Here is a 25,704-nt window from a genome sequence, read left to right as displayed (position 1 = left end):
CATGGCGGAGCAACTCGTCGCGGGCACCCAGACCCTGGCCGAACTGCTCGGCGCGCGCCGCGGCGACTTCCCCGCCCTCGCCGAAACCATGCGCCAGCACGAAGGCACCGCCACCGCCGCGTTTTCGACCCTGCTGACCACCATGCGCACCAGCTTCATCAACCCGCTCCCCCGCGAAGACCTGTACGCCCTGGGCCGGCTGCTGCACGAGGCGTGCGAGATGCTCACGGGCGCGGCCGAACTCGTTGAGCTGTACACGCTCGAGCGCATCCCGCCCCGCGGCGCGGACGTGCTGGAGATCCTGTCCCGCCAGGCCGAGCTGACGGCGTCGGCCATGAAGGCGTTGAACGATCTCGACTCGCTCGAGGACTACTGGCTGGAAATCCTGCGCCTGGCCAAGCGCGCGGACCACACGCACCGCATCCTGGTGGCCGAGCTGCTGGAGAACCACAGTCCCGCCAGTTTCGCCAGGTACCGTTCGGTGGCCGACCAGTTTGCCGCGGCCAGCACCAAGATGAAGGCGGTGGCCACGCAGGTGGGCAGCATCATCGTCAAGGAATCCTGACCTTGGTGCCGTTCCTGCTTGGCGCCGTGCTCGTTGCGGCGGCGGTTTTCGCCTTCCTGAACGGTTTCCGCGATGCCTCCACCGCCGTCGCACTTTCCGTGCGCACCCGGGCGCTGACACCCACCGTGGCCGTGCTCCTCGCCGGGCTGTTCAACTGCGTGGGCGCCGTGCTGAGCGTGTACGCGGTGGCTGTGTTTGCCGGCCACCTGTTCACGGTGCCGGCGGGCCGCACGGGGCTGATCATGCTGCTGGCGGGCTTGTCGGGCGCCTGCCTGTGGGGGTTGTACCAGTGGTGGCGGGGGTATCCGTCGTCGTCCACGCATGCGCTCATCAGCGGGCTGGTGGGGGCCTCGCTGGGCTCCGCGGCGCTGGGGCACCCTCCCCTGCAGGGCATCAACGGCACGCTGCTGACGCTGGTGGTGCTGCCGCTGCTGCTGTCCCCCGTGATCGCCTTTGTGCTGGGCTTCGCGGCCGTCCACCCCACGTCCTGGGCCTTCCGGAACACGACGCCGGGGCGGGCCTTCCGCCGCACCCGCCAGATCCAGTCCGTGGCCGGCGCTGCCGTGGCCTTCGGGCACGGCCTGCAGGACGGCCAGCGCACGACGGCGGTTGTCCTGTTTGCGCTGTTGGCCGCCGGGGTGGGCGCGGAAGGCAATATTCCGCTGTGGGTGCCGGCCTTTACGGCAGTGGCGCTGACGGCCGGAACGCTGGCCGGCGGGTGGCGGATCTCCTACACGCTGGGCCACCGCCTGGTCCGGCTGGACCCGATGCGCGGCTTCGTGGCCGAGATCGTGGCCGCGGTGCTGTTGTTTGTCGGTGCGATCGGCCTGGCGCTGCCGCTGTCCACCACGCATACCGTCACCGCCGCGATTGCCGGCGCCGGGCGGAACCAGCGCTTTTCCGTGGCCAACGGCCGCATCCTGGGCCGGATCGTGTGGATGTGGGTGGCCACGCCCTTTGCCTGCGCCTTCCTGGGCGCGCTGTTCTTCCTGGCCCTCTCGCCGCTCGCCTGAGCGCGCCGCCGCTCGCCTGGGCGCCGCTCGCCTGGGCGCCGCTTGCCTGGGCGCCGCGGGCGCCTGTCCGAAGCGGGCGCCTATCCGAAGCGGCCGGAGACGTAGTCCTCGGTGGACTTCTGCGACGGGTTGTTGAAGATGGTGGCGGTCTCGGCAAACTCGATCAGCTTGCCCGGCTTGCCGGTGCCGGCAATGTTGAAGAACGCCGTCTTGTCGGAAACACGCGCGGCCTGCTGCATGTTGTGCGTGACGATCACCACCGTGTATTCGTCCTTGAGCTCGTTGATGAGGTCCTCAATGGCCAGTGTGGAGATGGGGTCCAGGGCCGAGCAGGGCTCGTCCATCAGGATCACCTCGGGTGAGACGGCAATGGCCCGGGCAATGCACAGGCGCTGCTGCTGGCCGCCGGACAGGCCGGAACCGGGCTTGCCCAGGCGGTCCTTGACCTCGTTCCACAGGTTGGCGCCGCGCAGGGACTTCTCCACGAGTTCGTCGGCATCGGACTTGGGCATGCGCCGGCTGTTCAGCTTCACGCCGGCCAGCACGTTGTCGCGGATGCTCATGGTGGGGAACGGGTTGGGGCGCTGGAACACCATGCCGATCTGGCTGCGGACGGTCACCGGGTCCACGCCGTCGGCATAGAGGTTGTCCCCGTCCAGCAGCACCTTGCCCTCTACCCGGGCGCCGGGGATGACCTCGTGCATGCGGTTCAGGGTGCGCAGGAACGTGGACTTCCCGCAGCCCGAGGGGCCGATGAAGGCGGTGACCGACTTGGCATCGAGGGTGATGTTGACATCCTCGACGGCCAGGAAGTCGCTGTAGTAGACGTTCAGGTCACTGACATCAATACGTTTGGACATGGTGAAGAATTTCCGTTTCTGGGTTGCTAAGGTACTAAGGTTCTACCGGCCGGTTTTCGGCGCAAAGATGCGGGCCACCAGGCGGGCGCCCAGGTTCAGGAGCATGACCAGCAGGATCAGCAGCAGGGCCGCGGCCCAGGCGCGCTGCGCCGACGGGTCCGGGTTGGACGGCGAGGTGGGCGTCATGATCTGCGTGTAGATGAACGTGGGCAGGGACGCCATCCAGCCGGCAAACACGTTCGAGTTGATCTGGGAGGCAAAGCCCGCCGTGACCAGCAGCGGCGCCGTCTCGCCGATGACCCGGGCAATGGCCAGGGTGACGCCGGAGGCAATGCCGGAGATCGCCGTCGGAATGACCACCTTGAGGATGGTGCGCCACTTGCGGACCCCGAGCGCGTAGGCGGCCTCGCGCAGTTCGTTGGGGACGATTTTCAGCATTTCCTCGCTGGAGCGCACCACGACGGGGATCATCAGCACCGAAAGGGCCACGGCGGCCACAAACCCCGTCTTGGTCCCCGGCCCCATGACCAGGCCGAAGAACGCTGCGGCAAACAGGCCCGCCACGATGGAAGGGATGCCGGTCATGACGTCCACCAGGAAGGTGATGACCTTGGAGAACTTGTTGTCTGCACTGTATTCCACCAGGTAGATGGAGGTCAGCAGGCCCACGGGCACGGATATGACGGTGGCCCACAGCGTGATCAGCACCGAGCCCAGCATGGCATGGTAGACGCCGCCGAGCACCGGGGTGTGGTTGGCGACCGAGGCGTTGTCGACAGCACCCGTGACGCCGTTCATGGACGTGCCCAGGAAGCCCGGGGCCAGCAGGCCCGGGACGCCGTTGACCAATACGGTCCAGATCACCGAGACCAGCGGCAGCAGGGCCACCAGGAATGCACCCACCACGACGGAGGTGGCCAGTTTGTCCACGGCCTTGCGGCGGCCTTCGACGATGGCGGAACTGGCCACGTTGCCCGCGGCAAACAGCACGGCGGAGAGCACGCCCCAGCCAAAGGCGTTGAAGCCGATGAGCGCCATCAGCGCCGCCGCCACCACAATGGCCGAGCCGGCCACCACATGGGGCGTGTAAGTGGGCAGGCGTCCGCGGGTGAGGGCGGAACGCTTCCGTTCGGTCATGGGCACGGCCATCAGTTGGCTCCCGAGAATTCTTTGTGGCGGCTGATGATCCAGCGGGCCACCATGTTCACCAGCAGGGTGATGAGGAACAGCACCAGGCCCGCGGCTATCAGTTCGCTGAGGCGCAGCCCAAACGCCTCGGGGAAGTCAAGGGCGATCTCGGCGGCGATGGTCTGGTTGCCGGAGCGGATCAGCGAGGCGATCAACGGTCCGGAGGAAAGGACCAGAGCCACTGCCATGGTCTCGCCCAAAGCCCGTCCCAATCCCAGCATGACGGCGCTGATGATGCCGCCGCGGGCAAAGGGAAGCACGGCCATCCGGATCATTTCCCAGCGGGTGGCACCCAGCGCCAGGGCAGCTTCCTGGTGCAGCATGGGCGCCTGGAGAAAGATCTCGCGGGCAAGGGAGGCAATGATGGGCAGGACCATGACCGCCAGCACGATGCCGGCCGTCAGGATCGTCTTGCCCGTCCCGGACGCCGGGCCGCCAAAAATGGGGATCCAGCCAAGGTTGTCCGCCAGCCACTGGTACGGCACCTTCAGCTGGGCCGCCAGAAACGTGGCACCCCAGGCGCCGTAGATGACTGACGGAATGGCTGCCAGGAGGTCCACCACATAACCCAGGCCCCGTGCCATGCCGCGCGGCGCATAATGCGAGATGAACAGTGCCACTGCAATGCCGATGGGCGTGGCGATGACCAGCGCAATGGCTGCTGCGATCAGCGTGCCGACGACAATCGGGAAAATGTAGGAGGCGAACCCCTTCCCTCCCGTGATATCGCCGGGTGCAGCGCTGAACGTCGGCAGGGCCTGGATGACCAGGAACATGGCGACGGCGAACAGCACCACCACAATCAGCACGCCGGCACCCAGCGCCGCGCCGGAGAACACCTTGTCCCCGGCACGGCCCGGGCCGGCCTGCCTTGTTCCCGCCTTGGGTGCGGGCTTGGTAATAATGGACAACCTGGTACCTTTTATGTTGCTTTGCCGCAGCCTACTTGGCGACGGTGATGGAATCGATCGCGGCCTTTGCCTTCGCGGCGAGGGCGGCGGACAACGGGGCGCTCTTGGCAGCGTCGGCGGCGGCCTTCTGGCCGGCGTCGCTGACCGCGTAGTTGCCGAAGGCCTTGACCAGGTCGACGGTATTGGCATCCGCGTAGCTGCCGCAGAACACGGCGTAGGAGACCAGCACGGCGGGGTAGGCGCCGGCGGTCGTGGTGGTGCGGTCCAGCTTCAGCGAGAGGTCGTTGGCGTTGCGGCCCGGTACGGCCTTCGCCTCATCAACGGCCTTGGCGGCGGCCTCGGCGGTGACGGGCACGTATGCATCGCCCACCTTCAGCTCAACCTTGCCCAGGGTGCCGGTGACGGCGGAGTCGTCGGCGTAGGTGACGGCGCCGGGCGTCTCAGTCACGGTCTTTACGACGCCGGAGGTGCCCTTGGCGTTTTCACCCGGCAGTGCGGAGGGCCAGTCGCCGGACTTCTCATCGGTCCAGACGCCCTTGGCGGCCTGCGCCAGGTAGTCGGTGAAGTTTTCGGTGGTGCCCGAGTTGTCCGAGCGGTGCACGGGCGTGATGGCCAGGTCCGGCAGCGTGGCGGAGGGGTTCGAGGCCTTGATGGCCGGGTCGTTCCAGTTCTTGATCCCGCCGCGGAAGATCTTGGCGACCGTGTCGGCGTCGAGCTTGAGGTTCTTCACACCAGGGACGTTGAAAGCCACGGCGATCGGGGAGATGTACCAGGGGACGTCGATGGCGCCGGCGGGACCGCACTTGGCCTTCGCGCTGGCGAGCTCGGCATCCTTCATGTACGCGTCTGAGCCGGCAAACTGCACGGCACCGGCGATGAGCGCCTTGCGGCCTGCGCCGGAACCTTCCGGCGAATACTGGACATGTGCGCCGGAGTTGGCTGACTCAAAGCCGGCCTTCCAGGCATCCATGGCGGCGGAAATGGAGGTGGCGCCCGTGCCGGTCAGCGTGCCGGTGACGGAGGTGCCGGCCGCGCTGGTGGAGGAGCCGCCGTTGCCGGGGGTCACGGCGTTGTCCGTGCCACAGGCAGTCAGTGCGAGTGCGCCGACGGTGAGAACTGCTGCCACGCGGCCAATGTGAAGTGCCTTCACGCGAATTACCTCTTCGATGGGTTTCAGGGGTTCCTTACCCCTTGAAGCTACGGCGGTGACATGACACAACGGTCCAACACAAGTGAACGGAAGGTTAACGCTGATGGGATTCTTGGTTTTTCGGGTGCGACGCCGGACACATCCCCGGCTGCCCGGGGTACCTTGCGCGGCCCGCCCGGATGTGCCGGGGTGAGATGCAGCCCACGAAAGAATTGGTTGCTAAAAGGCAACCAATTCTTATATAGTTGTCATAAATCAACCGTTATTGATCCCACTCTTGGAGCACCCGTGTCGCAAACAGCCAAAACCAACAGACCGGATCCGGCATTGTCCGACTCCGGCATGACGCACCGTCAGGTGATCCAGTCCCTCACCGGACTCCTGATGGGCATGTTCGTCTCCATCCTCGCCGGCACCGTGGTGTCCACCTCGCTGCCCGTCATCCTCTCGGACCTGCACGGCGACCAGACCGCCTACACCTGGGTGGTGACGGCAACCTTGCTGGCCACCACCATTTCAACCCCGATCTGGGGCAAGCTCGCGGACCTTTCCAACCGCAAGGTCCTGCTGCAGCTGGCCCTGGTGGTCTTCGTGGTCGCCTCCGCAATTGCCGGCTTCTCGCAGGACACCTCGATGCTCATCACCATGCGCGTCTTTCAGGGACTGGGCGCCGGCGGCCTGACCGCCCTGAGCCAGATCGTCATGGCGGACATCATCTCCCCCCGTGAGCGCGGCAAGTACATGGGCCTGTTTGGTGCCGTCATGGCCCTGGGCACCGTGGGCGGCCCGCTGATCGGCGGCTTCATCACCGACGCCATCAACTGGCGCTGGAACTTCTTCGTGGCGCTCCCCTTCGCCGCCATCGCCATCATCCTGATCCAAAAAACGCTCCACCTGCCGGTCCAGGCCAAGCGCAAGGTGTCGATCGACTACGCGGGCATTGTCCTGCTTTCGGCCGGCGTCTCGCTGCTGCTTGTCTGGGTGTCCCTGGCCGGAACCCAGTTTGACTGGGCCAGCACCACCACCGCGCTGATGGTGGGCGGCGCGGCCGCCGCCCTCGTCGCCTTCGTCATCGTGGAGCTGAAGGCTTCCGAACCGATCATCCCGCTGGCCATGTTTAGGAACCGCACCTTCACCCTGTCCGTCGTCGCCTCAATTTCCGTCGGCGTCTCCATGTTCGGCACCTCGGTGTTCCTGGCCCAGTACATGCAGCTGGCCCGTGGCGCCAACGCCACCCAGTCCGGCCTGATGACCATCCCCATGATGGCCGGCCTGCTCATCGTCTCCACCATCGCCGGGGCCCTGATCTCCAAGTTTGGCAAATGGAAGATGGTCATGGTCCTCGGATCCGTCCTGCAGCTGGCGGGCCTGTTCATGCTGGGCACCATCCACTACGACACCAACTTTGTGCTGGTCTCCCTGTACATGTTCGTCCTCGGCGCCGGCCTGGGCATGGTCATGCAGAACCTGGTCCTGATCGTCCAGAACGCCGTCACCCCGGCGGAGATTGGCGTGGCAAGTTCCGGCATTGCCTTCTTCCGCTCCCTCGGCGGCACCATCGGCGTCTCCGTCCTCGGCGCACTCATGGCCACCAAGGTGGTGGATGTGCTCGGCGGCAAGGCGGCCGAGCTGCAGGCGGCCATCGCGGCACTCGGCGCACAGGGCAAGGCGCTGGGCGCAGCCCTGGCCGGCGGGAGCATTCCGGCCGTCCACAGCCTGCCCGACTCCGTCCGGTCCATCATTGAATCCAGTTACGGCGACTCGGTGGCCTTTGTATTCATGATTGCCGCACCCCTGAGCATCCTGACAATCCTCGCCATTGTTTTCCTGCCCAACCTGGAACTCAGCAGCCAGACGCGCGACCAGCGCGAGAAGAGCGACGCCGCGGCCACCGGGATCCTCGATCTGGAAAGCGCTGAGCAGAACCTTGCCGACGTCAGTGAAGCACTCGTGGCCGTGGCCCCCGGCACCGCGACCGGGAACCTGCCGGTGGTTCGGCGCTAAAATGGACTGCATGACCGACCCCTTTGCCGTGCCGCCGGAACTGCCGCCGGTGGCGCAGTCGGACGCCGTCGATCCCGCCCTGCAGGACGCCATCCGGGACGTCGAGCGGCAGTTCGGGATCATGATCATCAAGACCCGCAAGAGCATCATCAGCCGGGCGGCGGCGATCCACCCCGAACTGCAGCCCATGGGCTTCAAGGTGCTCACCATCCTCTCCCAGTCGGGCCCCATCCAACAGATCGCCCTGGCGCACAAGGTGGATGCCGACAAGGCCGCGATGAGCCGGTCCATCAAGCAGCTTGAGGAACTGGGCCTGGTGGCCCGCACCCCGGACCCCAGTGACGGGCGCGCCCACCTGGTGGCCATGACGGACCAGGCCCACACCCGCTTCGATGCGACCCAGGCGCAGGCCCGCAAGGTCCTCTACGACCGGCTCGCCGAATGGGACACGGGGGAAGTCAGGCGCTTCGCTGAACTGCTGGACAGGCTGAACGAAAACCGCGACTGAAGCCCGGCCCGCCCCACCTGCGCCAGCAGCGTCCGGGGCGGGCCGTTCCGCATAGACTGGGTCCCATGCCTGCGCCGGTCCGGTCTCCCAAGACCCTCACATTCCTGAAACGGCGTGCCCGCCTGGGCCTGCGCCGCAGCGCGAATTCCTCCCTCCAGGCGCTGCTGATCACCGTCTGCGCCGTGGGCGCGTACTATTTTTCCTCCCTGGTGCTGGGCCACCACGGCCCCCTGTTTGCCGCCACGAGTGCCATCATCGCCCTCGGATTTTCCCGGGACCCCCGGCTGCGGCGGGTCCTGGAGGTAGGGCTCGGGTGCACCATCGGGATCATCCTTGGCGACGCGCTGCTGCACTGGCTGGGTTCGGGCATCTGGCAGGCGGCCCTGGTGGTCTTCCTGTCCATCCTGCTGGCCAGGTTCCTGGATTCAGGGGCCATCTTCACCACACAGCTCGCCCTGCAATCTCTTCTGGTGGTCCTGCTCCCCCTCCCCGCCGGCGGGCCCTTCACGCGCAGCATTGACGCAGTCGTGGGCGGCTGCTTTGCCTTGGCCGCAACGCTCCTGGTGCCCCGGGACCCCCGCCGCGCGCCCAAGGACGATCTCAAGGTCACGCTGGGGGAACTCTCCCTGGTGTTGCGCGAATGCGCCTCCGCCCTCTCCTACAACGACGCCACCACCGCCTGGCACGCCTTGGTGCGGGCCCGCAGCCAGCAGCCCCGCATCGACGCCATGCGCCAGGGCCTCCACGGCGCCGTGGAAATTGCCAGGCTCTCGCCGCTGTACCGGCGGCATTTGGAGGAGGTGGAGGGGATGGCGCGGCTGATGGAGCGGCTGGACTACGCCATGCGTTCCAGCCGTGTCCTGGCCCGCAGGCTGGCCAGCGCCATCACCAACGCCGCCCTGTCAGAGGCCGGCAGCATGCACCTGGCCGAAGTGCTTAGCGACTCGGCCGCCGCCCTCGACGAGCTGGGCGCGGCACTGGCCCACTCGCCGTCGAACCCCAGGCAGGCCTCCCTGGGCCACGCACGGGACACCCTGGCGGACATCGCCACCCGGCTGCACCCCGGCAAGCTGGAAATCACGCGGATGGAAGGCGAGGCCCTGGTGCTTCTCTTCCGCACGCTGATGGTGGACCTGCTGGAGACGGCGAAAATGGACCCGGCCGACGCCCGCTCACTGCTGCCCAAGCTGTAGTTCTCCACAGCCCTCCCCCTCACGGCACCGGGTGTCAGTGCCCGGCGCTAGGGTTGTTCCATGGCAACAAAGACTACGAAGGCACCCAAATCCACGGGGCAGAACTTCCGCTGCACCGAATGCGGGTGGACGGCCGTCAAGTGGGTGGGCCGCTGCGGCGAATGCCAGGAGTGGGGGACGCTGGAGGAAGTCGGCACCGTCACGGTCCGCACCACGGCGGCCACCACCGTGGTGCGCCCCGCCCAGCTGATCTCGGAAGTGGACGCGTCCAAGGCCGCCCACAACCTGACCGGGGTGCCCGAACTGGACCGCGTGCTGGGCGGCGGCATGGTGCCCGGCGCGGTCATCCTGCTGGCCGGCGAACCCGGCGTGGGCAAGTCCACGCTGCTGCTGGACGTGGCGGCGAAATTTGCCCGCAACGAACACGGCCGGAAACCGCAAAAGGTGCTGTACCTGACCGGCGAGGAATCCGCCGCCCAGGTGAAGCTGCGCGCGGAGCGCATTGGTGCCGTCGCCGACACCCTCTACCTCGGCGCCGAAACCGACCTGGGCACGGCTCTGGGCCAGGTGGAGGCCGTGCAGCCGGTGCTCCTGATCGTGGACTCCGTGCAGACGTTCAGCAGCGCCATGGTGGACGGCAGCGCCGGCGGGGTGTCGCAGGTGCGCGAGGTGGCGGCGTCGCTCATTGCCGCGGCCAAGCGCCTGAACATGACCACGCTGCTGGTGGGCCACGTGACCAAGGACGGCTCCATCGCCGGGCCGCGCCTGCTGGAGCACCTGGTGGACGTGGTCTGCCAGTTCGACGGCGAGCGCCACTCCCGCCTGCGCCTGCTGCGCGCCATCAAGAACAGATACGGGCAAACGGACGAGGTGGGCTGCTTTGACCTGACCGACGACGGCATCGAGGGGCTGGCGGATCCCAGCGGGCTGTTCACCACCCGCACCAGCCATCCCGTTTCGGGCACCTGCATCTCAGTGACGATGGAAGGGCGGCGGCCGCTGCTCGCCGAGGTCCAGTCCCTGTTGACCACCTCCACCGGTTCGCAGCCACGCAGGACGGTCAGCGGGCTGGACTCCGCCCGCGTCGGGATGCTCCTGGCCGTGCTCCAGCAGCGGGCCGGACTGCGCCTGGATGGCGACGACAGCTACGTGGCAACCGTCGGCGGCGCCCGCCTGTCCGAGCCCGCCATGGACCTGGCGGTGGCCATGGCCATCGCCTCGGCCAAGATCAACCGGCCCATGCACCCCAAGCTGGTGGCCTTCGGCGAGGTGGGGCTGGCCGGCGAGGTGCGCCCCGTGCCGGGCATCAACCAGCGCATCCAGGAGGCAGCCCGGTTGGGGTTCACGCACGCCCTGGTGCCGGCCAGTCCCGCCGGGCCCGGCACCATCCCGCCGAATTTCGTGGTCAAGCAGATCGAACACATTGCCGAAGCCACCGAAATCCTGCTTCAGCTGTAGGCGCACAACCCTGGGGATTCCGTTGCGAAACTATTAGAATATAATTTCTAGAAACTGTTACTTTTTTGCTGTTTATTAGGTATCATTGGAACATGGGCACGATGGACCGGCCCGGCAGCTACGGGAATTCCACCCCCGCCGGACCGCCTCTTTTGGATCAAACCCCCAGCCACCGGTTGGAGGACCAGGGGTACGCGCCACCGACCCCTGTCTCCTACGGCGACGTCACGGCCGAGGCGGCCCTGGCCGCGCTGATCGCCTCCGATCCCTACGCCGACGAAGCCGCCCCGGAAACCACCGACGCCGACTGCGCACGTCAGCTGGCCATCCCCGACGATTCACGTGCCTGGCCCAGCGACGCGGACATCACACGGCTCATTGCGTCCATGCCCGACGACGGATGGCCCGGTACCAGTATGGGCGGCACGTGGCGGGGCGGCGACGGATGGCCCGGTACCAGCCTGAACGACAGGTGGCGCGGCCACGACGCAGGCGCGGCCAACTGCCGGCCCGGCTCCGGCACTCCCCAGTCCGCCCACGCCGAGGGCGGTCCCACCGTCCCGCCGTTTCCAGAACCGGCAGGCGCCCCATCGATGCTTACGGGACCACGGGACCTGGGCCGGGTACGGGCCATCCGGGCGGCGGTCCCCGATTTGCCGGGCGCCCCAAGGCCGGACAACCCACGGGATGTCGCCTGGTCGCCGGTTTCCAGCGCCGACGCCCTGGCCGGCCTTGATCCACGCGGCCTTGGCGCGAACGATCTCCTGGACTACATTCACGCTGCCAACCGCCTGGCAGCCTTTGCGCGGGCGATGGAAGACGCAGCACTGGCCGAGTTCTCCAACCGCAGGCCTCCCCTGGCCAGTGAGCGGCCGGCAACGCGCCTGGAAGAGTTGGAGGAGGACTCCTACCGTTCCAAGTATGCCGTTGCGGAGATCATGGCACTGCACTGCGTCGGGGTGGGCACCGCCCATCTCATGCTGGACAATGCCGAGACCCTGGCGGACAACCTGCCCGGGACCATGGGCCTCTACCGCGAGGGCCTGCTCGATTCGACCCGGATCAAGGCCATCCTGGCGGGCGTGGAGAACGTCCCCGCGGAAATTCAATCGCTGATTGAGCCGATGTTCCTGCCTGGCGCGTCACGGACCAACCCAAGGGCATTGACCCGGAAGATCCGCAAGCTGGCACTCAAGCACAATCCCGAGCCCTTGGAGGAGCGGCACACCAGGGCCCGGACGGACCGTCGTGTCTGGTTCACACCGCTCCCGGACGGCATGGCCCAGCTCAGCGCGGTGCTGGATGCCGTTCCGGCAAAATCCCTTTTCGACTCCCTGGATTCCTGGGCCCGCCAGGCGCAGCGTGAGGGGGCCAGGCCGGGCGGGGAGCCCAGCACCGGGACCACTCCCACTGGCCGCCCGTCGCGGTCGCTGGACAACTACCGGGCCGATGCCTTCCTTGACCTCATCCACCAGGCATTCGTGCACCCGGCCGGTTACTGCCTCAAATGCGGCAGCAAGGCCGACCCAGGCGGCAGCGGGAGCGGGAGCGGCAGCGGCAGCGGCAGCGGGAGCGGCAGCGGCAGCGGCAGCGGGAGCGGCAGCGGCAGCGGGAGCGGCAGCGGCAGCGGGAGCGGCAGCACGGACATCCCAGGCACCCGCGGCAGCACGGACATCCCAGGCACCCGCGGCAGCACGGACATCCCAGGCTGCGGCGGGAGCGCATCCCTTCCCGGCGGCAACGCCGGTGAAAATGCCGGAGACAACACCGGCCGCCCGGTGCCCGAGTCCTGGTTCACGCCCAGGATTCCGGCCAAGGTCTCGGTGGTCGTGCCTGCACTGACCCTCCTGGGGGCGTTGGACGAGCCGGGATACCTTGAAGGCTACGGCCCCATCCCGCCATCGGAAGCCCGGGAACTCGCCGCCGGTTCGTATTGGTGGGAACGCCTGCTGACCGACCCGGCCACCCAGGCCAGGCTGAGCGTGGGGCGGCAGCGCTACCACCCGCCGGCTGACATCGCGGCGGAAGTGCGCCGCAGGGACCCCGTTTGCACGGGGATTGGCTGCGACCACCCGGCAGCCACCTGCGAACTCGACCACACGGTGCCCTTTTGGCTGGACCGGTACGCCCCGGACGGCACCCTTCTGCCCAAGGGCGAGACCAGCGTGGAGAACCTGCGCCCCCGGGACCTGCTCTGCCATCAGCTCAAGGACGTGCCGGACACCGGCTGGACTGTCGAGCCGGACGGGCCCGGCAGGACGAAAACCACCACGCCAACGGGCCGCATCTACATCCATGTCCAAGCCGAGGAGCCGTGTCCCTTTTAGCGGGCCGCCAGGTTTCTGCGACGGCGCGTCGCCAGGCCGCGCTTCACACTATTATGGCAATGGAACTTGTGCGGATTCCCGCGCTCGAAATAAAGGATTCGTCAATGCTTCGCAGCCCCGAAGAGGCCCTGAAAGCCACTCTCGCCCGAGTTGCCCCGGGAACCCCGCTGCGCGACGGACTCGAACGGATTCTTCGGGGGCGCACCGGAGCCCTGATCGTCCTGGGTTCGGACAAAACCATTGACAGCCTGTGTTCCGGCGGGTTCGAGATTGGCATCGACTTCGCCCCGACCCGGCTGCGCGAACTGGCGAAAATGGACGGTGCCATCGTGTGTGACAAGGACGTCACCAGGATCCTGAGGGCCGCCGTCCAGCTGGTTCCGGACCCCAGCATCGAAACCCAGGAGTCGGGCACACGCCACCGCACCGCAGAGCGCGTTGCCATCCAAAGCGGTGTTCCGGTGGTTTCAGTCAGCCAGTCGATGCAGATCATCGCCCTGTACGTCGATGGCCTGCGCTACGTTCTCGAAGGCTCGGAAAAGGTGCTGGCCAGGGCCAACCAGGCCCTGGCCACCCTGGAACGCTACCGTGCACGCCTTGACCAGGTGACAAGCTCGTTGTCGGCGCTGGAAATTGAGGCAATGGTCACGGTGCGCGACGTGGCTGTGACGCTGCAGCGGCACGAAATGGTGCGGCGAATTTCCGAGGAAATTGCCCAATACGTGCTTGAACTCGGCGTTGACGGCCGCCTGCTGTCGCTGCAGCTCGACGAGTTGACGGCAACCCGCGGGTCGGGCGCCGACATGGTGATCCGCGACTACACCGACCCTGAGACGACCGATGTCGCCCAGGCGGTTGCCGCCCTGCAGGATATTGACCAGGCCGGCCTGATCAACCTCAACCTGATTGCGGGCGTGGTGGGCTTGTCCACCCTTGATTCACTCGAGTCGATCATCCAACCCCGGGGCTACCGGCTGGTCTCGGAACTCAAGGCCGTGCCAGGTGCTGTCGCCGGCCGCCTGGTGGACCACTTTGGCGGGCTGCAGAACCTGATGGCCGCCACGATTGACGACCTCATGGCGGTCGACGGCATTGGTGAATTGCGGGCCCGCACGGTGCGCGAGGGGCTGTCGCGCATTGCCGAGGCCAGCCTGCTGGATCGTTTCCTGTAGTTCCTCTAGGCGCGGACTCCTATTGGAGGTCGAACCTGACGGGTTCGCTTGACCATTTGCCCAGGGTCGCCACAAACACGTAGGTGCCGGCCACGGGCGTCCCCGTGACCTTGGCGCAGTTGGCAGTGCTCCGGTTCCGTTTCCAGGTGAACTTGGCCGTCTCGGATGCGCCCGGCATCAGGTTCTTGACCAGGTTGGACGCGTCGGCCTGGCAGTCCTTGGAATTGAAGACCATGTCAGCGCCACTCGTGACCTTGAATTCCATCTGGCTGGTTCCCACGTTGATGTCACAAGGCGCAGGGCCGGTGTTCGTAACCCGCAGGGACAGTGTCGGATCAACGCCGGCAGCGTATGACGTCTTGTCCACGGCTCCGCTGACCTTGATGCCCGCTTCATTGCACACGCCCGACGGCGGCGTGGCCGGTGGTGCAGCCGACGGGGCCGGGCTGGCGGCATCTGAAGTTGTACCAGTCGACGTGGTGTCCGAGGGGGCACTCGTGGATGAAACGGCGGCCGCCGGGTTTCCGGCGTCGGACGCACCGGCACCCCGAAAAAGGTTCGCGATCCCGATGCCGCCCACCACCAGCAGGGCGAGCACAATGAACGCCAAAACACCCACCACCTGGCGGCGGCGCCGGTAGACCTTGGCCGACACCTTGGGCCGGCGGGCAGGCTGCGCCGCATTGCCGCCCTGCTTGTTCGTCCCTGATGTAGCCACGCATCAACCCTAGCGAAGGCTGGGCCGCCGCCGTGCCAACCACGCCGCTTTCGCTACAGTTGTACTGCTTACACACGCTGCAAAGGAGAGACGGTGCACCAGGAAATCCGGCAATGGTTCCGTGAAACGGCCCGGGACCTGCCGTGGCGCGGCGACTGCCAGCCGTGGGGGGTCCTGGTCAGTGAAATCATGCTCCAGCAGACGCCCGTGGTCCGCGTGCAGCCAGTCTGGGAAGAGTGGATGGCGCGCTGGCCAAGCCCCGCTGCCTTCGCCGCGGCGTCCCAGGCCGAAGTGCTGCGTGCCTGGGGCCGGCTGGGCTATCCGCGCCGGGCGCTGAGGTTGCATGCCGCTGCGGCACAGATTGTCCAAAGGCACGACGGCGCAGTCCCGGACACCTATGACGAACTTTTGGCACTTCCCGGCATTGGGACGTACACGGCTGCAGCCGTGGCCGCGTTTGCCTTTGGCCGGCGGGAAACAGTGGTGGACACCAACATCCGCCGCGTCCACGCACGGCTGGTCATTGGCCAGGCCCTGCCCGCCCCGTCGCTGACCGCCGCCGAGATGGCACTGGCCGCGGAGCTGCTGCCCGGGGATCCGGTCGAATCGGTCGAGTGGAATGCCGGCGTCATGGAGCTGGGCGCCCTGGTGTGCACGGCGCGCAGCCCCAAGTGCGGGCTCTGCCCCGTCATGGGCCAATGTGCCTGGATCGCCGCCGGCCAGCCGGAGCCCACCTACATTCCCAAGGGCCAGCCCTGGGCCGGGACTGACAGGCAGGTGCGCGGCGCCGTCATGGCGGTGCTTCGGGCATCGGACTCCCCCGTCCACGCCGAACTCCTCTGGGGCCCGGAGGCGGAGGTTGCAGCCGCGGCACCGCGGACGGGGCATCGGGACGAAGTCACGGCGGCCTTGGACAAACTGCACGGCCTGAACACCCATGCACCCCAGCTGCAACGGGCCCTGTCGGGCCTCGTCACCGACGGCCTGGCCCAGCTCTCGGAGGATGGCTACCACCTGCCGCACTGATGGGGTCAGTGCGACGGGGTCAGTGCGACGGCGTGGGACGGGGGTTGGCGTTCCGGGCACCGGCCCCCATCATGTGGACCCGCGCAGGCTCGCGGTCTGCCTCAGCCTGTCAGCTGCGTGGACCTGCCGGTGCTCAAAGCTCGCCGAAGCCGTTTTCCACTTCGCTGCGGACCAGATCCACGGCGTGTTGGGCGTCGGGTCCCGTGGCAGTGACGTTCAGCTTGGTGCCCTTGCCGGCTCCCAAGGCCATGAGCAGGAACACCGATTGGGCGTCGGCACCGTTGATGGCAATGTCCACGTCCATGGCGCCCAGGGCGCCGGCCAGGGCGGCCGCCGGGCGGGCGTGCAGTCCGAGCGGGTTGATCAGGGTCAAGACCGCTGTCACTGCGCCGTCCGGGGCCGCGCCTGGCCCCGGTGCGCTACCGGCCGCGGATCGTGCGCCCACAGCACCCCCGTCCGCAGTGCCCGGGCCTGGTCCCCCGTCCGCAGTCCCCGGGCCTGGTCCCCCGCCCATGGCCTCCCTGCCGCCGGCGGCCGCGACCCCCGCGACTGCACCACCGGGCTCACCGCCTTCCATGCTGGCGGCTGCACCACCGGTGGCACCGGCAGCCGCGCCGTGCAGATTCAGCGCCGTCTCCGCAGCCTTCCGTACCACGGCAAGTGCGCCACCGGACTGGGCGGCCACGGCGGCCGCCACGGCACCTTCCACGAGCGGCGCGTCAGCAAGGACAACATTTCCCGGGTTACCCATGAATTCCAGCGCAGATTCCGCCGTCATGACCGCCGATCCCAAGTCCGTCAGCACCACCACGCCGTCCCCTCCGTCCGCTTCACCCAGTGCGGACATGACCTTGTCCAGCGAGGTCCCAATGCCGCCGTCGTCGGTCCCACCTGCGGGGACCAGCACCACGTCGCGTGCCATTTGGGCTGCCAGCTCCACAACTCCCGCGGCCAGTTGGGAACTGTGCGAAACGATGACCAGCCCAACACTCATGCGCCGGCCTCGGACGCGGCCGGCGACGCAGCAGCCGCGGCATCGGCTGCTGCGCGCAGGATCAGGGCAGACGACGCCGCACCCGGATCCCGGTGCCCGATGGCGCGCTCTCCCAGGTAGCTGGCCCGGCCCTTGTGCGCAATGAGCGGGTCCGTGGCCGCGGCACCCGCCTCGGCTGCTTCCGCAGCGGCTGCCAGCACGGCCGCCGGACCACCGACGTCAGCACCGAATGCGCCGTCGGAACCACTGCCTGCACCACCGTCGGCAGCACCGCCGGGTCCGCCAGCGCCGGCAAAGGGGCCTCCTGCGGCACCACCCATGTCAGCGGCTGCTGCGGCTGCGTCCACGGCGGGGGTCCAGGCGTCGATCATGGTTTTGTCGCCAAGTTCGGCCTTTCCGCGCGCCACCACGCCATCCCGTGCGGCCGTCAGCGCCGCAACCAGCAGTGCCGAATCCAGCACGGCGGCGTCGCCTACAGCGGTGCCGGCCCGCAGGAAGGCGGTGCCGTAAAGCGGACCGGCTGCCCCGCCCACCTTTGACATGAGCGTCAGGGCGGCCAATTTGAACGCCGCACCGGGTGTGGCCGGCAGTTCTTCGTCAAGCTTCGCCAAGATGGCCGTGAAGCCGCGGTCCAGGTTTTCGCCGTGGTCGCCGTCGCCGATGGCCCGGTCGAGCTCGATCAGCGCCACCCGGTTTTCCGCGACCACGGCCGCGCTGCGGCGCAGCCAGTCGATGGCCCAGGCCACATCCAGTGTTCCTGCCGTGCCGTTGTCCGCCATTTACATCCCCCATCGCAGGGCCGGCGTGTGGACGGGCGCGTCCCACAATTCGGTCATTTCGTCGTCCAGCCGCAGCACTGAGATGGAGCAGCCCTGCATTTCCAGGGAAGTGATGTAGTTGCCCACGAGTGACCGCTCCACCACCAGCCCCGCCGCTTCCAGCACCTTCACCGCGTGCCGGTAGACGATGTACAGCTCGCTGGACGGGGTGCCGCCCATGCCGTTGACGAACAAGAGGATCTTCTCGCCTGCCGCCGGCTTGAGGTCGGTGAGGACGGGCTCCAGCAGCCGCTCGGTGATGCCGTCGGCGTTTTCCATGGGGATCCTGTGCCGGCCCGGCTCGCCGTGGATGCCGATCCCAATCTCAATCTCGTCCCCGCCCAGCTCAAAGCTCGGCACGCCTGCGTGCGGGACTGTGCAGGCCGACAGCGCCACGCCCATGGTGCGCACATTGTCCACCACCCGCTGGCCGAGGGCGGCAACGGCGTCGAGCCCGTCGCCACGTTCGGCCGCGGCGCCGGCGATCTTCTCCACGAGGACGGTGCCGCCCACGCCGCGCCGCCCGGCGGTGTACAGCGAGTCTTCCACGGCGACGTCATCGTTCACCAGGACCGTGCGCACCTCAATGCCGTCGGCCTGGGCCATCTCGGCGGCCGTTTCAAAGTTGAGGACGTCGCCGGTGTAGTTTTTCACGATGTGTACGACGCCGGCGCCCGAGTTTGCGGCGGCGGTCGCCGGAATGATGGCGTCCGGGGTGGGCGAGGTGAAAACAGCGCCGGGGACGGCGGCGTCGAGCATCCCAAAGCCGACATAGCCGGCGTGGAGGGGCTCGTGCCCGCTGCCGCCGCCGGACAGCAGCCCCACCTTGCCGGCCTTGGGCACCTTGCGCGAGACAAACAGCGGGTCGGGGTGGACCGTGACGAGGTGGGCGTGCGCCAGGCCAAACCCCTCCACCGATTCATCCACAACGTCCTTGGGATCATTGATGAGCTTTTTCATGACGGCATCCTCCGGGTCGAACGGTGAGCATAACCGGGCGGCGTGCGCAGCTGAAGTGCGGGTGCCCCCTGCCTTGAACACTACCCGGCCGGGTTGCCGCTTGGTAGGGGCAGGCGCGCCGTGCCTAGAGGCTGCGGATCATGCGCGTGTTGCCGAGGGTGTTCGGCTTGACGCGGGCAAGGTCCAGGAACTCGGCGATGCCTTCGTCGGCGGAGCGCAGCAGTTCCATGTAGACGGCAGGGTCCACGGCACTCTGGTCCGCCATCACCTCAAAGTGGTGCCGGATGAAGAAGGGCACCTCGAACGTCAGGCAGAACACGCGGCTGACGCCAACCCTGCGGGCGTGTTCCAGCAGCCGTTCAACGAGGGCATGCCCCACCCCGCGGCCGCGCCATTCCTGGGCGGTGGCCAGGGTCCGGATCTCCGCAAGGTCCTCCCACATGACGTGCAGGGCGCCGCAGCCGACAATCACGCCGTCGATCTCGGCCACGATGAATTCCTGGATGGACTCGTAATAGGTGACCGATTCCTTGGAGATCAGGATTCGCTGTTCGGCCAGCGGCGCCACCAGGTCCTTGATTGCCTGGACGTCGGTGGTCCGGGCCGGGCGGAGCGTAATGGCGGGGGAGGTGGTTTCAGCAGTCACCGCTTCAGTCTATGACGGCCCGGGCACGCCTTGACGCCCCGGCACGCCTTAACGCACGACGCCGGTGGCCCGCCTGGGAAGGCGGGCCACCGGCGTCGTGCGTTGCCGCAGGTCAGGCGGAGGCGGTGATGGCGTCCGGGATGTTCGGCTTGGCGGTGCCAACGAACGTGAACTGCGCGTCGTCGCCCTCGCCTTCAACATCCACGGCGATGATGTCCCCGGCCTTGATCTCGCCGAAGAGGATCTTCTCGGAGAGGTGGTCCTCGATCTCGCGCTGGATGGTGCGGCGCAGCGGCCGGGCACCCATGGCGGGGTCGTAGCCGCGGGTGGCCAGCAGGACCTTGGCGGCGGGCGTCAGCTCGATGCCCATGCCCTTGTCGGCCAGGCGGCCCTCGAGGCGTCCCACCATGAGGTCGACGATCTCGATGATCTCTTCCTGGGTCAGCTGCGGGAACACCACCACGTCGTCAACACGGTTGAGGAACTCGGGGCGGAAGTGCTGCTTGAGCTCTTCCGTGACCCGGGCGCGCATCCGGTTGTAGCCGGTCTGGGTGTCCGAGCCGGACTGGAAGCCGGTGGCCACGGTCTTGGAGATGTCGCGGGTGCCCAGGTTGGTGGTCATGATGATGATGGTGTTCTTGAAGTCCACCACCCGGCCCTGGCTGTCCGTCAGGCGGCCGTCCTCGAGGATCTGCAGCAGCGAGTTGAAGAGGTCCGCGTGGGCCTTCTCCACCTCGTCGAACAGGACCACGGAGAACGGGCGGCGGCGCACCTTTTCGGTCAGCTGCCCGCCTTCTTCGTAGCCGACGTAGCCGGGAGGGGCACCGAACAGCCGCGAGACCGTGTGCTTCTCCGAGTACTCGGACATGTCCAGGGTGATCAGCGCGTCCTCGTCGCCGAAGAGAAACTCGGCCAGCGCCTTGGCCAGCTCGGTCTTGCCGACGCCGGTGGGGCCGGCGAAGATGAACGAGCCGCCCGGGCGCTTCGGGTCCTTCAGGCCGGACCGCGTGCGGCGGATGGCCTTGGAGATGGACTTGATGGCCTCGTCCTGGCCGATCACGCGCTTGTGGATCTCCTCTTCCATCTTCAGCAGTCGCGTGGACTCCGCCTCGGTCAGCTTGAACACGGGGATGCCGGTGGAATTGGCCAGCACCTCGGCGATGAGTTCCTCATCCACCTCGGAGATGTCATCCAGGCCGCCGGACTTCCACAGGCGCTCCTTTTCGGCACGGGCGCTGATGAGCTTTTGCTCGTCGTCGCGCAGGGCCGCGGCACCCTCGAAGTCCTGGGCATCGATGGCGTCTTCCTTGCGCTTCTTCACGGCCGAAATTTCGCCGTCCATGGCCTTGAGCTCCGGCGGGGCCGTCATGCGGCGGATGCGCAGGCGGGCACCGGCCTCGTCAATCAGGTCGATGGCCTTGTCCGGCAGGAAGCGGTCGCTGATGTAACGGTCCGCCAGGGTGGCGGCGGCCGTCAGGGCGTCGTCGGTGATGGAGACGCGGTGGTGTGCCTCGTAGCGGTCACGCAGGCCCTTGAGGATTTCAATGGTCAGCGGCACGGACGGTTCCTGCACCTGGATGGGCTGGAAACGGCGCTCCAGCGCGGCGTCCTTCTCAATGTGCTTGCGGTACTCGTCCAGCGTGGTGGCGCCAATGGTCTGCAGTTCACCGCGGGCCAGCATGGGCTTGAGGATGGAGGCCGCGTCAATGGCGCCTTCCGCTGCCCCGGCACCCACCAGCGTGTGGATCTCGTCGATGAACAGGATGATGTCGCCGCGGGTGCGGATTTCCTTCAGGACCTTCTTCAGGCGTTCCTCAAAGTCACCACGGTAGCGCGAGCCGGCCACCAGCGAACCCAGGTCAAGGGTGTACAGCTGCTTGTCCTTGATGGTTTCCGGCACGTCGCCGCGCACGATGGCCTGGGCCAGGCCCTCGACGACGGCGGTCTTGCCGACGCCGGGCTCACCGATCAGGACCGGGTTGTTCTTGGTGCGGCGGGAGAGGACCTGCATGACGCGTTCCATCTCGTGCTCGCGCCCGATCACCGGGTCAAGCTTGTTTTCCCGTGCAGCCTGGGTGAGGTTGCGGCCAAACTGGTCCAGCACCACCGAGCCTGCCGGGGTGCCTTCCTGCTGCTGGCCGCCGCTGGCGACGGGCTCCTTGCCCTGGTAGCCGGAGAGCAGCTGGATGACCTGCTGGCGCACCCGGCCCAGGTCGGCGCCGAGCTTGACCAGCACCTGCGCGGCGACGCCTTCACCCTCGCGGATCAGGCCGAGGAGGATGTGCTCGGTGCCAATGTAGTTGTGGCCCAGCTGCAGGGCTTCACGCAGCGAGAGTTCCAGCACCTTCTTGGCGCGCGGAGTGAACGGGATGTGCCCGCTGGGGGCCTGCTGTCCCTGCCCGATGATCTCCTGTACCTGCTCCCGGACGGCGTCCAGGGAAATGTTCAAGGATTCCAGGGACTTGGCAGCAACACCTTCACCCTCGTGGATGAGGCCGAGCAGAATGTGCTCCGTGCCGATGTAATTGTGGTTGAGCATGCGGGCCTCTTCTTGGGCCAGCACAACAACACGACGGGCTCGATCAGTGAATCGCTCAAACATTTCGCCACACTCCTTTTACTGCGTACTTTGATGCTACGCAGTGCCGGCCGGTCGTGGGGGCTTGTTCGCCACAGGGGAAATATGGATGCCGCGGACGCCGCTGCCCTTGGCGGTCCTTTTAAAGCACGACGGCGGGGCCGCCCGGTGGGGTGCCCTGCCGTCTTTGCGCCACGCAGGGCCGGCAATTGCCGGCCCTGCGTGCGCTGAATGCGTTCTTTTATGCGCCTTGCGCGGCGTAGTACGCGTTGCGGATCTCTGCCTGGATGCGGCCACGCTCGTGCACTTCGTAGCCGTTGTCCTTGGCCCAGGTGCGGATTTCAGCAACGTCGCTCTTGGACTTGGGCGCCGCCGTGGCCGTCCCGCGCCCCCGGACGGCACGTCCGCCGGCACGGCGTCCGGCACCAATGTACTTTGCCAGCGCCTCACGCAATTCCCCGGCATTTTTCGCGGAAAGGTCTATCTCATAACTAATGCCGTCAAGGCCAAAGGTGACGTTTTCATCCGCAGGGCTCTGGTCAAGGTCGTCGACCAGAGTTACATGAATCTTCTGTGCCATGGGTAATTATCGCCTCACATTTATTTGAAGTTTCCGTCATTTAAATTATGCTGCGTAAACCACCCCACGTCAAAGAATGGCGTCAGGAATTATTCGAGGGAAGCTCGCTGTTGTGCTCGGCTTCACGTTCGGCCTGCGCCAAGGCCTCCCGTTCGGCCCGGTCGGCATTGAATATTGCCTTCATTGCGAAGTAAAAAAGCACGCCAACGCCCAATGAAGGGACGATAACTGCGATATATTCCATAACCTTGCCGCTTCTACTCAGGTTTCATCAGGGGAAAGAGGATGGCCTCTCGGATTCCCACGCCGGTAAAGAGCATGACCAGACGGTCAATGCCCAGGCCCAGTCCACCCATGGGCGGGGCGCCGTATTCGAGGGCGCGCAGGAAGTCTTCATCCAATTGCATGGCCTCGGGATCCCCTGAAGCTGCCGCCAGGGACTGCTCGGTCAGGCGTTCACGCTGGATGACGGGGTCGACGAGTTCGGAAAATGCCGTGCCTGTTTCCTTGCCGTCAATGATCAGGTCCCAGGCCTCAATGAGGTTGGGCTTGTCACGGTGCGGGCGGGCCAGAGGCTGCGCGGACGGCGGATAATCGCAGACGAATGTCGGCTGAATGATTGTCGGTTCAACAATTTCACCAAACAATTCAACCACCAGCTTTTCCGCATCCCACGCCGGATCAACTTTCACGTCGTGCCGGGCGGCAATGGCACGCAATTCCACGGCCGTGGTATCGGGGGTTATTTCCTGCCCCACCGCGTCGCCAAGGCCCTTGTACACGGGAAGCCAGGGCCATTCGCCGTCGAGGTTAATCTGCCCGCGCGGGGTTTCAATGGTGCGTGATCCCACGGCGTCGGCGGCGGCGAGAATGATTCGCTGCATGGTTTTGGCCATGGTGAATTGGTCGCCATAGGCTTCATATGCTTCAAGCATGGTGAATTCGGGGCTGTGCGTTGAATCAACGCCCTCATTGCGGAAAATGCGTCCGACTTCAAAGACTTTATCCAGGCCGCCCACCACTGCCCGCTTGAGGTAAAGCTCAATGGCGATGCGCAGCGTCATGGGCTGGTCAAAGGCATTGAGGTGGGTGTGGAAGGGGCGCGCCGCGGCGCCGCCATGGATGAGCTGGAGGATGGGGGTCTCCAGCTCGATGTATTCCTCCCCGTCGAGGGTGTCGCGGATGGCCTTGACAATGGCCGAGCGGGTGCGCACCTGCTTGCGCGCGGCGTCGCGGACGATGAGGTCCACATAGCGCTGGCGCACACGCATTTCCTCGGAGAGCTCGGCGTGGAGCACGGGCAGCGGGCGCAGGGCCTTGGAGGCCATCTGCCAGGAGTCGGCCATGACGGACAGTTCGCCGCGCCGGGAGCTGACCACTTCACCGTGTACGAAGACGTGGTCACCCAGGTCCACCAGGGACTTCCAGCCGGCCAACGCCTCCTCGCCCACATTGGCCAGCGAGAGCATGGCCTGCAGGCGCACGCCCGAGCCTGACTGGAGGGTGGCAAAGCACAGCTTGCCGGTGTTGCGGATAAAGACCACGCGGCCGGCCACGCCGACGAATTCTCCGGTGCCGGTGTCCGCCTCAAGCTCCGGATACTTCTCGCGGATTTCCTCAAGCGTGCGGGTCCGCCCGACCCCGACCGGGTAGGCCTGGCCGCCCTGCTCCAGCAATTTGGCCCGCTTTTCCATGCGGACGTGCATTTGTTCGGAAACGTCACTGGGCTCGAGGGTCACGGTATTTTCTGCGCTCACAATCCAATAGTTTAGTTGGTGAATCTGAATGAACCCTCCGTGCCGGGTGCAGGGCGGGTGGAAGCCAGGCCCGGCGGCTGCGCCTACGGCCGGCCGTGCGGGGAGCCGGCGGTGGATCCGCGGACCACCAGTTCGCTGGCGAGCATCAGGCTGTGCCCGTCCGCCGTCGCACCCAGGTCCTCTCCGGCCAGCAGGCGCAAAAGCTGGCGTCCGGCGGCGTGCCCAAGTTCGGCGGCCTGGAGCCGGACGGTGGTCAGGGCGGGGCTTGAGGCCGCCGAATACGGCAGGTCGTCAAAGCCGGTCACGGCCAGTTCCCCGGGAACCGACAGCCGCGCCACGCGCGCCTCCTGCAGCACCCCATATGCGTGCGTGTCGGTGCTGCAGACCACGGCGGTGACACCCATCCGCCGCCACTGCGGCCAGGCCGTGTCAAAGGCGTCCGCGGCCGCAGCGACGTCGATCGTGGTTTCCGCCTGTGCCACCACGTCGATCCCGCGCTCCCGGGCGTGCCGGCAGAAGGCCTCCCGGCGCACGCGGAAGGTGTCTGTCCCCGTGGTGCCGTCCAGGTAGGCGACGGTGGTGTGCCCCAGGTCCGCCAGGTGGTCCGCGAGCATGACGGCGCCGCCGGCGACGTCAAGGTTCACGGACGGCATGGCGCTCTCCACGCCCGCGGTGTCCAGGAGTACCATGGGTCCGGCCGCCGGCAACCCGGCCAGGAAATCGGCGCTGGGTGCGTCCACGAGCAGCCCGGCCGGGCGCAGGGACAACAGGTTGCGCACCACCTCAAGGGTGGGTGTGCGGCCGGCCTCGGTCACGGAAAGCAGCAGCTGGAACCCGGCGCCAATCTCTTCGCGGACACCGTCGATCACGCGGGCGAAGAAGGGGTTGGAAACGTCCGGGGCCACCAGGATCACAATGTTGCTGCGCCCCCTGGCCAGGGAGCTGCCGAGGCTGTCCACAACATAGCCCAGCTCGTTGACGGCCCGGTCCACCTTGGCGATGTTCTCCGCCGAGACGCGGCCGGCGGTCTTGCCGCTGGTGACAAGGGAAACGGTGGCCGGGGAAACGCCCGCCCTCGCGGCCACCATGGCGGCCGTGACGCGGGCCGGCCGCGTGCCGTCGTGCCGGGGGTTTGTGGCTGGCTCCATGCATCGATGGTATCCGGCACGGGCGCAATCCCCGTCCATACGGCACGTCAAACGCTTGACGAACCTAACGTTAAGCGCTTGACGTCCATCACGTTTCAGTGCCACACTTATTTTCAGGTTCCCCGCACGC

At 66.9% G+C, this 25,704-nt stretch carries 23 protein-coding genes; 9 read left to right on the top strand and 14 right to left on the bottom strand.

Annotated elements, in window-relative coordinates; translation table 11 throughout:
• The first annotated feature begins 1 nt into the window (after position 1).
• Positions 2-565 carry a DUF47 domain-containing protein gene (locus MMF96_RS00820; RefSeq protein ID WP_218062878.1) on the top strand — a complete coding sequence of 188 codons (564 nt, stop codon included), beginning with the start codon at positions 2-4 and terminating at the stop codon, positions 563-565.
• A gap of 5 nt (positions 566-570) precedes the next feature.
• Entirely contained in the window at positions 571-1,578 is a 1,008-nt protein-coding gene (locus MMF96_RS00815) for an inorganic phosphate transporter (RefSeq protein WP_309145213.1), read from the top strand.
• Between the two features lie 80 nt (positions 1,579-1,658).
• Here MMF96_RS00815 and pstB read toward each other — a convergent pair whose 3' ends face one another.
• The 4 genes from pstB to pstS are packed head-to-tail and all read right to left on the bottom strand — an operon-like array spanning position 1,659 to position 5,687.
• Complete coding sequence (gene pstB, locus MMF96_RS00810; RefSeq protein ID WP_176615352.1) at positions 1,659-2,438, bottom strand: phosphate ABC transporter ATP-binding protein PstB; 780 nt, start codon at positions 2,436-2,438, stop codon at positions 1,659-1,661.
• Positions 2,439-2,480: 42 nt separating this feature from the next.
• The gene (pstA, locus tag MMF96_RS00805; protein WP_375141390.1) at positions 2,481-3,575 is read right to left on the bottom strand and encodes a phosphate ABC transporter permease PstA; all 1,095 of its coding nucleotides are present in this window, start codon (positions 3,573-3,575) and stop codon (positions 2,481-2,483) included.
• Between the two features lie 11 nt (positions 3,576-3,586).
• The gene (gene pstC, locus MMF96_RS00800; RefSeq protein WP_256882397.1) at positions 3,587-4,531 is read right to left on the bottom strand and encodes a phosphate ABC transporter permease subunit PstC; all 945 of its coding nucleotides are present in this window, start codon (positions 4,529-4,531) and stop codon (positions 3,587-3,589) included.
• 37 nt (positions 4,532-4,568) lie between these two features.
• A complete protein-coding gene (gene pstS, locus MMF96_RS00795; protein ID WP_256882235.1) occupies positions 4,569-5,687 on the bottom strand; it encodes a phosphate ABC transporter substrate-binding protein PstS in 1,119 nt (372 codons plus the stop codon).
• A 342-nt stretch (positions 5,688-6,029) separates the two neighbouring features.
• Between pstS and MMF96_RS00790 the strand changes: the two genes are divergently transcribed.
• The 6 genes from MMF96_RS00790 (at position 6,030) to disA (ending at position 14,349) form a co-directional block, all read left to right on the top strand.
• On the top strand, positions 6,030-7,691 hold the full coding sequence (locus MMF96_RS00790; protein ID WP_176615355.1) for an MDR family MFS transporter: 1,662 nt from the start codon (positions 6,030-6,032) through the stop codon (positions 7,689-7,691).
• Between the two features lie 10 nt (positions 7,692-7,701).
• On the top strand, positions 7,702-8,199 hold the full coding sequence (locus MMF96_RS00785) for a MarR family winged helix-turn-helix transcriptional regulator (RefSeq protein ID WP_176615356.1): 498 nt from the start codon (positions 7,702-7,704) through the stop codon (positions 8,197-8,199).
• Between the two features lie 65 nt (positions 8,200-8,264).
• Entirely contained in the window at positions 8,265-9,392 is a 1,128-nt protein-coding gene (locus tag MMF96_RS00780; RefSeq protein WP_256882234.1) for an aromatic acid exporter family protein, read from the top strand.
• A gap of 60 nt (positions 9,393-9,452) precedes the next feature.
• Complete coding sequence (gene radA, locus MMF96_RS00775) at positions 9,453-10,850, top strand: DNA repair protein RadA (protein ID WP_176615358.1); 1,398 nt, start codon at positions 9,453-9,455, stop codon at positions 10,848-10,850.
• Between the two features lie 92 nt (positions 10,851-10,942).
• Complete coding sequence (locus tag MMF96_RS00770; protein WP_256882233.1) at positions 10,943-13,177, top strand: DUF222 domain-containing protein; 2,235 nt, start codon at positions 10,943-10,945, stop codon at positions 13,175-13,177.
• A gap of 104 nt (positions 13,178-13,281) precedes the next feature.
• Complete coding sequence (gene disA / locus MMF96_RS00765; protein WP_176615360.1) at positions 13,282-14,349, top strand: DNA integrity scanning diadenylate cyclase DisA; 1,068 nt, start codon at positions 13,282-13,284, stop codon at positions 14,347-14,349.
• 19 nt (positions 14,350-14,368) lie between these two features.
• Here disA and MMF96_RS00760 read toward each other — a convergent pair whose 3' ends face one another.
• Positions 14,369-15,067, bottom strand: a complete 699-nt coding sequence (locus MMF96_RS00760) for a hypothetical protein (RefSeq protein ID WP_256882232.1) — start codon at positions 15,065-15,067, stop codon at positions 14,369-14,371.
• Positions 15,068-15,160: 93 nt separating this feature from the next.
• Between MMF96_RS00760 and MMF96_RS00755 the strand changes: the two genes are divergently transcribed.
• On the top strand, positions 15,161-16,093 hold the full coding sequence (locus tag MMF96_RS00755) for an A/G-specific adenine glycosylase (protein WP_176615362.1): 933 nt from the start codon (positions 15,161-15,163) through the stop codon (positions 16,091-16,093).
• Between the two features lie 133 nt (positions 16,094-16,226).
• Here the strand turns inward: MMF96_RS00755 and dhaM are convergent, their stop codons facing one another.
• From dhaM to MMF96_RS00710, 9 genes are all read right to left on the bottom strand, one after another.
• A complete protein-coding gene (dhaM, locus tag MMF96_RS00750; protein ID WP_256882231.1) occupies positions 16,227-17,087 on the bottom strand; it encodes a dihydroxyacetone kinase phosphoryl donor subunit DhaM in 861 nt (286 codons plus the stop codon).
• Positions 17,084-17,866 (bottom strand): dihydroxyacetone kinase subunit DhaL, encoded by a 783-nt coding sequence (dhaL, locus tag MMF96_RS00745; RefSeq protein WP_176615364.1) that lies wholly within the window; start codon positions 17,864-17,866, stop codon positions 17,084-17,086. Before dhaL ends, dhaM begins: the two co-directional genes overlap by 4 nt.
• Positions 17,867-18,865 (bottom strand): dihydroxyacetone kinase subunit DhaK, encoded by a 999-nt coding sequence (gene dhaK / locus MMF96_RS00740; RefSeq protein WP_256882230.1) that lies wholly within the window; start codon positions 18,863-18,865, stop codon positions 17,867-17,869.
• A 124-nt stretch (positions 18,866-18,989) separates the two neighbouring features.
• Positions 18,990-19,511, bottom strand: coding sequence for an amino-acid N-acetyltransferase (locus tag MMF96_RS00735; protein WP_256882229.1), 522 nt, complete (start codon positions 19,509-19,511; stop codon positions 18,990-18,992).
• 112 nt (positions 19,512-19,623) lie between these two features.
• Positions 19,624-22,113 carry an ATP-dependent Clp protease ATP-binding subunit gene (locus MMF96_RS00730; protein ID WP_256882228.1) on the bottom strand — a complete coding sequence of 830 codons (2,490 nt, stop codon included), beginning with the start codon at positions 22,111-22,113 and terminating at the stop codon, positions 19,624-19,626.
• A 217-nt stretch (positions 22,114-22,330) separates the two neighbouring features.
• A complete protein-coding gene (locus tag MMF96_RS00725) occupies positions 22,331-22,669 on the bottom strand; it encodes an Lsr2 family protein (RefSeq protein ID WP_176616327.1) in 339 nt (112 codons plus the stop codon).
• Between the two features lie 82 nt (positions 22,670-22,751).
• Positions 22,752-22,913 (bottom strand): hypothetical protein, encoded by a 162-nt coding sequence (locus tag MMF96_RS00720; protein ID WP_176616326.1) that lies wholly within the window; start codon positions 22,911-22,913, stop codon positions 22,752-22,754.
• Positions 22,914-22,926: 13 nt separating this feature from the next.
• Positions 22,927-24,375, bottom strand: coding sequence for a lysine--tRNA ligase (gene lysS / locus MMF96_RS00715; protein ID WP_176616346.1), 1,449 nt, complete (start codon positions 24,373-24,375; stop codon positions 22,927-22,929).
• 134 nt (positions 24,376-24,509) lie between these two features.
• Positions 24,510-25,574 carry a LacI family DNA-binding transcriptional regulator gene (locus tag MMF96_RS00710; RefSeq protein WP_256127792.1) on the bottom strand — a complete coding sequence of 355 codons (1,065 nt, stop codon included), beginning with the start codon at positions 25,572-25,574 and terminating at the stop codon, positions 24,510-24,512.
• Positions 25,575-25,704: the final 130 nt, after the last annotated feature.

This window comes from Arthrobacter sp. STN4, assembly GCF_024539665.1.
GTDB lineage: Bacteria > Actinomycetota > Actinomycetes > Actinomycetales > Micrococcaceae > Specibacter.
This window is presented reverse-complemented; position numbering and strand designations above follow the sequence as displayed.

Excerpts from the sequence above, each read along its gene's own strand:
- radA (WP_176615358.1), top strand. The coding sequence starts at position 9,453 with ATGGCAACAAAGACTACGAAGGCACCCAAATCCACGGGGCAGAACTTC.
- MMF96_RS00725 (WP_176616327.1), bottom strand. The coding sequence starts at position 22,669 with ATGGCACAGAAGATTCATGTAACTCTGGTCGACGACCTTGACCAGAGC.
- lysS (WP_176616346.1), bottom strand. The coding sequence starts at position 24,375 with ATGCACGTCCGCATGGAAAAGCGGGCCAAATTGCTGGAGCAGGGCGGC.
- MMF96_RS00710 (WP_256127792.1), bottom strand. The coding sequence starts at position 25,574 with ATGGAGCCAGCCACAAACCCCCGGCACGACGGCACGCGGCCGGCCCGC.
- dhaL (WP_176615364.1), bottom strand. The coding sequence starts at position 17,866 with ATGGCGGACAACGGCACGGCAGGAACACTGGATGTGGCCTGGGCCATC.
- MMF96_RS00785 (WP_176615356.1), top strand. The coding sequence starts at position 7,702 with ATGACCGACCCCTTTGCCGTGCCGCCGGAACTGCCGCCGGTGGCGCAG.
- pstA (WP_375141390.1), bottom strand. The coding sequence starts at position 3,575 with ATGACCGAACGGAAGCGTTCCGCCCTCACCCGCGGACGCCTGCCCACT.
- MMF96_RS00770 (WP_256882233.1), top strand. The coding sequence starts at position 10,943 with ATGGGCACGATGGACCGGCCCGGCAGCTACGGGAATTCCACCCCCGCC.
- dhaM (WP_256882231.1), bottom strand. The coding sequence starts at position 17,087 with ATGAGTGTTGGGCTGGTCATCGTTTCGCACAGTTCCCAACTGGCCGCG.
- MMF96_RS00820 (WP_218062878.1), top strand. The coding sequence starts at position 2 with ATGGCGGAGCAACTCGTCGCGGGCACCCAGACCCTGGCCGAACTGCTC.
- MMF96_RS00720 (WP_176616326.1), bottom strand. The coding sequence starts at position 22,913 with ATGGAATATATCGCAGTTATCGTCCCTTCATTGGGCGTTGGCGTGCTT.
- MMF96_RS00780 (WP_256882234.1), top strand. The coding sequence starts at position 8,265 with ATGCCTGCGCCGGTCCGGTCTCCCAAGACCCTCACATTCCTGAAACGG.
- pstB (WP_176615352.1), bottom strand. The coding sequence starts at position 2,438 with ATGTCCAAACGTATTGATGTCAGTGACCTGAACGTCTACTACAGCGAC.
- disA (WP_176615360.1), top strand. The coding sequence starts at position 13,282 with ATGCTTCGCAGCCCCGAAGAGGCCCTGAAAGCCACTCTCGCCCGAGTT.
- MMF96_RS00790 (WP_176615355.1), top strand. The coding sequence starts at position 6,030 with ATGACGCACCGTCAGGTGATCCAGTCCCTCACCGGACTCCTGATGGGC.
- MMF96_RS00730 (WP_256882228.1), bottom strand. The coding sequence starts at position 22,113 with ATGTTTGAGCGATTCACTGATCGAGCCCGTCGTGTTGTTGTGCTGGCC.
- dhaK (WP_256882230.1), bottom strand. The coding sequence starts at position 18,865 with ATGAAAAAGCTCATCAATGATCCCAAGGACGTTGTGGATGAATCGGTG.